Here is a 6,603-nt window from a genome sequence, read left to right as displayed (position 1 = left end):
GGCCGCGCGGCCGTTGCGGTCGTAGGCGCGCGCCTGCAGGCGCGGGAACTCGCGGATCAGCGCCTGGCGCAGCCACTGGTTGGCCGGGTCGGTGTGCGCGCTGCGGTGCCAGTACAGGTTGGCCTGGAACGTGGGCGGCCGAAAGGGCAGCCGCACCTGCTTGATGCGCGGGTGGTCGATGATGAAATCGGCCAAGGCCTGCGGCACCACGGCCACCGCGTCGCTCTCCGCCACGATGACGGGCACGCTCATGAAGTGCGGCGTGCGCAGCACCACGTCGCGCTGCAGCTGGCGCCGCTGCAGGAAGCGGTCGAACACCTCCTGGCTTCGGCCGGTGGCCTCCACCACCACGTGCGGCAGGCGCGCGAACTGCTCCGGCGTCATGCGCTCGCCCAGCTCGGGGTGGCGCGCGGCCGCCAGGCAGGCGAACGAGTGCAGCGCGATGCGCCGGTGCATGAAGGCCGAGCCCTTGATGTCGGGGTAGAAGCCGGCCGCCATGTCCACCTCGCCCGCCGCCATGGCCTCCTCCAGGTCGCGCGGCGACATGAACACCGAGCGCAGGCTCATGCGCGAGGCGTTTTCCTTCAAGGCCCGCAGCGCGATCGGCAGGTAGATGCCCTCGGCGATGTCGGTGAGCGCGATGCGGAACTCGCGCGTGGAGGTGGTGGGGTCGAACACCGGCGGCTTGAGCACCTCGGCGTCCACCGCGCGCATGATGCCGCGCACCGAATCGGCCAGGCTGCGCGCGCGGCTGGTGGGTTCCATGCCGCTGGCGCCACGCAGGAACAGCGGGTCGCCGAGCTGCTTGCGCAGGCGCGCCAGCGCGGTGCTCAGGCCAGGCTGGCTCATGTTCAGCGCCTGCGCGGCACCGCCCACGCTCTTGGTGTCGTACACCGCGAGAAACACCCGCAGCAGGTTGAGGTCGAAGCGGGGGGCGGCGTCTTGTCCCATCTGCAATCCAGATACTGTTGATCGCCTTCATCTTATCGACTTATGAGTGGCGCGTACCTAGCATCCGCACACCTTCTTCATCCCGCCCCCACGAGACATGGACACCACCTCCTGCGAACTGCACGACGCCGACGCGTGCGCTGGCGCCGCGAGCGCTCGCGCGGCCGAGGCCCCCGTGGCCCCGCCCGTGAGCCTGCGCTGGCCCGCCGGCGGCGCCACGCGCGTGCCCTACCGCGTCTTCTCCGATCCCGCCATCTACCAGATGGAGCAGGACAAGATCTTCCGCGGCCCGATCTGGCACTACCTCTGCCTGGCGGTGGAGGTGAAGAACCCCGGCGACATCCGCACCACCTGGATCGGCGACACACCCATCATCGTGACGCGCGACGAGAACGGCGAGCTGCACGCCATGGTCAACCGCTGCGCGCACAAGGGCGCCCTGGTCTGCCTCAAGGACCACGACAACAAGAAGTCGCTGACCTGCGTGTACCACGCCTGGAACTACCGGCTCGACGGCCGCCTGCGCGGCGTGGCCTTCCAGAAGGGCGTCAAGGGCAAGGGCGGCATGCCCGAGGACTTCGATGTGTCCCAGCACCGCCTGCAGCCGATCCGCGTGTCGGTGATGGCGGGCATCGTCTTCGGCACCTTCCAGGACGAGACGCCACCGCTGGAGGAATTCCTGGGCGATCGCATCACCGCCTTCCTCAAGCGCAACATGGACCACCCCCTGAAGATCCTCGGCACGCACAGCCAGATGATCCACAACAACTGGAAGCTGTACGCCGAGAACGTGCGCGACTCGTACCACGCCACGCTGCTGCACACCTTCTACACCACCTTCAAGGTGAACCGGCTCGACATGGACGGCGGCATCATCCTGTCCGAGAAGAAGTGGCACCACATCAGCTACAGCAAGCGCGCCACGCTGGACGCCGCCGCCGAGTACCAGAGCGCCGAGGTGCATTCGGCCAAGTACAGCTCCGAGCTCGACGGCCCGCAGCTGCTGCAGGCCTGGGACGGCTTCGACGACCAGATCACGCACAGCATCCAGACCATCTTTCCCACGCTGGTGAGCCAGCTCACGCTGAACTCGCTGGCGGTGCGCTTCGTGGTGCCGCGCGGCGTGGACAAGACCGAGCTGTTCTGGGTCTTCCTGGGCTACGAGACCGACACGCCCGAGCAGGAAAAGATGCGCGTGATGCAGGCCAACCTCACCGGCGCCGCCGGCCTGGTGGCGCTGGAGGACGGCTGCATCAACTCCTTCGTGCAGCGGGGCACGCGCGGCTCCGACGACAAGGCCTCGTTCATCGAGATGGGCGGCCGGCTCGCCGAATCGAACGAGTCCTCGCGCGCCACCGAAGCGGCCGTGCGCGGCTTCTGGCACGGCTACCAGACCATCATGGGATTCCACGAATGAGCGCCGCTGTTCTCTCCCCCACGCCCGCCACGGCCCAGGCCGCGGCGCCGGCCCTTTCCCCGGCGGCGCGCGAGGCCATCGCCGACCTGCTGGAGCGCTACGGCCAGGCCCTCGACGACGACCGCGTCGAGGAATGGAGCGGCTTCTTCGAGCCGGACGGCGTCTACCAGGTGACCACGCGCGAAAACCAGCAGGCCGGCCGCCCCATCGGCATCGTGTTGTGCGAAGGCCGCGGCATGCTGGACGACCGCGTCAAGGCGCTGCGCATCGCCAACATCTTCGAGAGCCACACCCACCGCCACGTGATGGGTCGGCCCCTCATCGAACCCCGGGCCGACGGATGCTGCGAGGTGCGCACGTCCTTCGTGATCTACCGGACCATGTACACCGGCGAGACCGAGGTCTTCGCGACAGGTCGCTATGACGACGTGCTCAAGCCGGGACCCCAGGGATGGCGAATCGCGCAAAGACGCGTCGTGCTGGATTCGCGGATGGTCGACACCTTGATGGTCTATCCGCTCTGACCCCCACCCTTCCGGAGACAAAAGCCCATGACACCCACGATCCCGCGCCGCCTGGCAGCGCTGGCGCTGCTCGGCGCCGGCCTCGCGCTCTCCAGCCCCTTTGCCCTGGCCAGCGACCCCTGGCCGAGCAAGGCCATCCGCATCGTCGTGCCCTACGCGCCGGGCGGCATCGGCGACATCGTCGCCCGCATGATCCAGCCCGTCCTGCAGGACGAGCTCAAGCAGCCGGTGATCATCGAGAACAAGCCGGGCGCCGCCGGCAGCCTGGGCACCGAGTTCGTGGCCAAGGCCCCGCCCGATGGCTACACCCTGCTACTGGCGCTGGCCGCGCCCCAGACCCTGAACCAGTACATCTTCAAGGTCGGCTACGACGGCGTGAAGGACTTCGCGCCCATCACGCTCATCAACACCAACCCCCTGGTGCTGATGGTCAACCCCTCGCTGCCGGTGACCAACCTCAAGGAGTTCATCGCCTACGCCAAGGCCAACCCGGGCAAGCTCAACTTCGGCGGCGCCGGCGGGCTCACGCAGTTCGCGGGCGAGATCCTGAAGCACCAGGTGGGCATCAACATGGTCCACGTGCCCTACCGCGGCGGCGCGCCCGCCGTGGCGGCGGCCGCGGCCGGCGACGTGCACCTGAGCTTCGCCAACTACTCCGACGCCTTGACCTGGATGCAATCGGGCAAGCTGCGCGCCATCGCGCTGACCACGGCGCGCCGCTACCCGCAGACGCCCGACATCCCCACCATCGCCGAATCGGGCGTGCCCGGCTTCGACGTCACCGGCTGGAGCGGTTTGTTCGCGCCGGCCGGCACGCCACCCGCCATCGTCGAGCGCATCGCCAACGTGCTGCGCCCGGCCCTGCAGACGCCGGCCATGCGCAAGCGCATGGAAACCGTGGGCGCCGAGCCCGGCGGCAACTCGCCCGCCGAGTTCGCCAAGCAGGTGGCGGACGACGCGCGCAAGTGGTCGGAGTTCGTCAAGACCAGCGGCATCCAGGTCACCCAGTAAGCTCTTCCCATGATCCACGAACTCAAACGCTACGAGGCCGCGCCCGGCCAGGGCCCGGCCCTGCGCGAGCGCTTCGCCCGGCTCACCATGCCCCTGTTCCAGCGCCACGGCATCACTCTGCTGCATTGCTGGGAGCCTGAGGGCGAGCCCGACACCTTCGTCTACCTGGTGGCCTTCGCCGACGCGGCCGCCAGCGAGGCCGCCTGGAAGGCCTTCGGCGCCGACCCCGACTGGAAAGCCGGCAAGGCCGCCAGCGAGGCCAACGGCCCGCTGCTGGCGCGCCAGACCACCACGGTGCTGCGCCCCAGCGCCTTCTCGCCCGGCGCGCACTGAGCCGCCCGGCCACCCGCTGCCCATGAACGCGCGCCTGCTGCCCCTCACCGTGGGGCTGGCCTTCTTCATGGAGCAGCTGGACTCGACCATCATCGCGCCGGCCATCCCCGACATCGCGGCCAGCCTGGGCGTGGACCCGCTCAGCCTGAACCTCACGATGACGGTCTACCTGCTGTGCAGCGTGGTCTTCATCCCCACCGGCGACTGGCTGGCCTCGCGCTTTGGCACGCGCACCGTGTTCCAGGCCGCACTGGCCGTGTTCGCGCTCAGCTCGCTGATGTGCGCGCTGGCCACCAGCCTGCCCCTGCTGGTGGCGGCGCGCGCCCTGCAGGGCGCCTCGGCCGCGCTGATGGTGCCGGTGGGCCGCACGTCCATCGTGCACGTCACGCCCAAGCCGCAGCTGGTGAACGCGCTGGCCTGGATGATCACGCTGGCCATGGCCGGCCCCATGCTGGGCCCGCCGCTGGGCGGCCTGCTCACCACCTGGCTGTCGTGGCACTGGGTGTTCCTCATCAACGTGCCCATTGCGCTGCTGTGCCTGCTGGGCTCGCTGCGCGCCTTCCCGCAGATCCGGCAGGCGGCCGACGGCCGCTTCGACCCGCTGTCCTGGCTGCTGCTCGGCGGCGCGCTCGCCATCGCCATCGTTGTGCTCGACGGCCTGCGCGAAGGGCGCTGGAGCGGGGCCTTGTGGCTGGTGCCGATGGCCGCGCTCGGCCTGGCCTACGGCTGGCGCCACCGCCGCGCGCGCCTGCCCATGCTCGACTTTTCGCTGTTGCGCGTGCCCACCTTCGCGGCCTCGTTCTGGTCGGGCTCGCTGCTGCGCGTGGGCTACGGCGCCCTGCCCTTCCTGCTGCCGCTCATGCTGCAGCTGGGCCTGGGCTACACGCCGGTGCAAAGCGGCCTGGTGCTGCTGGCCGCCGGCCTGGTCGCCATGCTCACCAAGACACAGACCACGCCCATGCTGCGCCGCTGGGGCTTTCGCCGCGTGATGCTGGCCAACGGCAGCCTGTGCGTGGCCGGTCTGCTGGTGTGCGCGCTGTTTCGCGAATCCTGGGGCCTGGGCGCCATCGCGCTGGCCGTGTCCATCGCGGGCTTCTTCCGCGCGGTGCAGTTCAACGCGGTGGCGGCCATCGCCTACGCCGAACTGCCGCCGGCGCGCATCGGCGCGGCCACCACGCTCAACACCATGGTCTGGCAGCTCGCCATCATGGTCGGCATCGCGCTGTCCTCGGTGGTGGTGTCGCTGGCGGCGCGCGGCGCCGGCCGGGCCGAGGCCGCGCCGGTCGACTACGGCATCGCCTTCCTCATGCTCGCCCTCATCGGCGCCCTGGCCACGCCCGCCTGCCTGCGCCTGCCGCGCGACGCGGGCAGCCAGCTCAGCGGCCACAAGGCCTGACCCTCCCTCTGCGTTTCGCCATGAACCACACCACCCTGATCAGCGCCGACGACCTGGCCGCCGCCCTGCGCTCGCCGAACCCGCCCACCGTGCTCGACTGCAGCAGCGACACCAGCGATCCCGAGATCGGGCGCCGCGCCTACGAGGCGGGCCACATCCCCGGCGCCCACCACGTGCACATGGGGCGCACGCTGTCCGGCCAGCGCACCGGCGACAACGGCCGCAACCCCTTGCCCGAGCCCCTGGTGTTCCTGCAGGCCATGAGCGCGCTGGGCATCGGCACCGACACGCGGGTCGTGGCCTACGACAACAGCGGCGGCGTGTACGCCTCGCGCCTGTGGTGGATGCTGCGCTGGATCGGCCATGGCGCGGTGGCCGTGCTCGATGGCGGCCTGGGCGCCTGGAAGGCCGCGGGCCAGCCGGTGACGGCGGACGTGCCGCCACGCCCCACGCCCGCGGCGCTGAAGGCCCGCCCCTCGCTCGCCGCGACAGCGAACTACGGGCAGCTGCGCGCCAACATCGACGCGCCGCGCTGGCTGGTGCTGGACGCGCGCGCGCCCGACCGCTTCCGCGGCGAGAACGAAACCCTGGACCCCCAGGGCGGCCACATCCCCGGCGCGCGCAACCGCCTGTTCCGCGACAACCTGCAGGCCGACGGCCGCTTCAAACCGGCTGCCACGCTGCGCGCCGAATTCGAGGCCGTGCTGGATGGCCACCCACCCGAGGCCGTGGTGAACCAATGCGGCTCCGGCGTCAGCGCCTGCCACAACCTGCTGGCCATGGAGATCGCGGGCCTGGGCGGCTCGATGCTCTACCCGGGCTCCTGGAGCGAGTGGTGCAGCCGGCCCGGCGCGCCCATCGCCACCGGGGCGGCCTGAGCGCGGGACGCTAGAATCCGCCCCGATGCGGGTGTAGTTCAATGGCAGAACGGCAGCTTCCCAAGCTTCATACGAGGGTTCGATTCCCTTCAC

Annotated in this window: 7 protein-coding genes; 6 read left to right on the top strand and 1 reads right to left on the bottom strand. The window is 70.3% G+C overall.

What is annotated here, in order from left to right:
* A partial coding sequence (locus BGO22_RS18450; RefSeq protein ID WP_286852130.1) for a LysR family transcriptional regulator occupies positions 1-951 on the bottom strand: 951 nt, incomplete at its 3' end.
* A gap of 97 nt (positions 952-1,048) precedes the next feature.
* On the opposite strand from BGO22_RS18450, the gene BGO22_RS18445 reads away from it, so the two are divergent.
* The 6 genes from BGO22_RS18445 to BGO22_RS18420 are packed head-to-tail and all read left to right on the top strand — an operon-like array spanning position 1,049 to position 6,510.
* Complete coding sequence (locus BGO22_RS18445) at positions 1,049-2,368, top strand: aromatic ring-hydroxylating oxygenase subunit alpha (protein ID WP_239478287.1); 1,320 nt, start codon at positions 1,049-1,051, stop codon at positions 2,366-2,368.
* Complete coding sequence (locus BGO22_RS18440; protein ID WP_083292971.1) at positions 2,365-2,892, top strand: aromatic-ring-hydroxylating dioxygenase subunit beta; 528 nt, start codon at positions 2,365-2,367, stop codon at positions 2,890-2,892. Before BGO22_RS18445 ends, BGO22_RS18440 begins: the two co-directional genes overlap by 4 nt.
* A 27-nt stretch (positions 2,893-2,919) precedes the next feature.
* Complete coding sequence (locus BGO22_RS18435; protein ID WP_070398118.1) at positions 2,920-3,903, top strand: Bug family tripartite tricarboxylate transporter substrate binding protein; 984 nt, start codon at positions 2,920-2,922, stop codon at positions 3,901-3,903.
* Positions 3,904-3,912: 9 nt separating this feature from the next.
* The gene (locus BGO22_RS18430; protein WP_070398119.1) at positions 3,913-4,236 is read left to right on the top strand and encodes an NIPSNAP family protein; all 324 of its coding nucleotides are present in this window, start codon (positions 3,913-3,915) and stop codon (positions 4,234-4,236) included.
* A gap of 22 nt (positions 4,237-4,258) precedes the next feature.
* On the top strand, positions 4,259-5,632 hold the full coding sequence (locus tag BGO22_RS18425) for an MFS transporter (protein WP_070398120.1): 1,374 nt from the start codon (positions 4,259-4,261) through the stop codon (positions 5,630-5,632).
* A gap of 20 nt (positions 5,633-5,652) precedes the next feature.
* Positions 5,653-6,510, top strand: a complete 858-nt coding sequence (locus tag BGO22_RS18420; RefSeq protein WP_070398121.1) for a sulfurtransferase — start codon at positions 5,653-5,655, stop codon at positions 6,508-6,510.
* The last annotated feature ends 93 nt before the right edge of the window (positions 6,511-6,603 follow it).

This window comes from Hydrogenophaga sp. 70-12, from assembly GCF_001897365.1.
GTDB classification, from domain to species: domain Bacteria; phylum Pseudomonadota; class Gammaproteobacteria; order Burkholderiales; family Burkholderiaceae_C; genus Hydrogenophaga; species Hydrogenophaga borbori.
This window is presented reverse-complemented; position numbering and strand designations above follow the sequence as displayed.

Bases quoted from the DNA above. Each gene is read 5' to 3' on its own strand.
- BGO22_RS18445 (WP_239478287.1), top strand. From the start codon at position 1,049: ATGGACACCACCTCCTGCGAACTGCACGACGCCGACGCGTGCGCTGGC.
- BGO22_RS18440 (WP_083292971.1), top strand. From the start codon at position 2,365: ATGAGCGCCGCTGTTCTCTCCCCCACGCCCGCCACGGCCCAGGCCGCG.
- BGO22_RS18435 (WP_070398118.1), top strand. From the start codon at position 2,920: ATGACACCCACGATCCCGCGCCGCCTGGCAGCGCTGGCGCTGCTCGGC.
- BGO22_RS18430 (WP_070398119.1), top strand. From the start codon at position 3,913: ATGATCCACGAACTCAAACGCTACGAGGCCGCGCCCGGCCAGGGCCCG.
- BGO22_RS18425 (WP_070398120.1), top strand. From the start codon at position 4,259: ATGAACGCGCGCCTGCTGCCCCTCACCGTGGGGCTGGCCTTCTTCATG.
- BGO22_RS18420 (WP_070398121.1), top strand. From the start codon at position 5,653: ATGAACCACACCACCCTGATCAGCGCCGACGACCTGGCCGCCGCCCTG.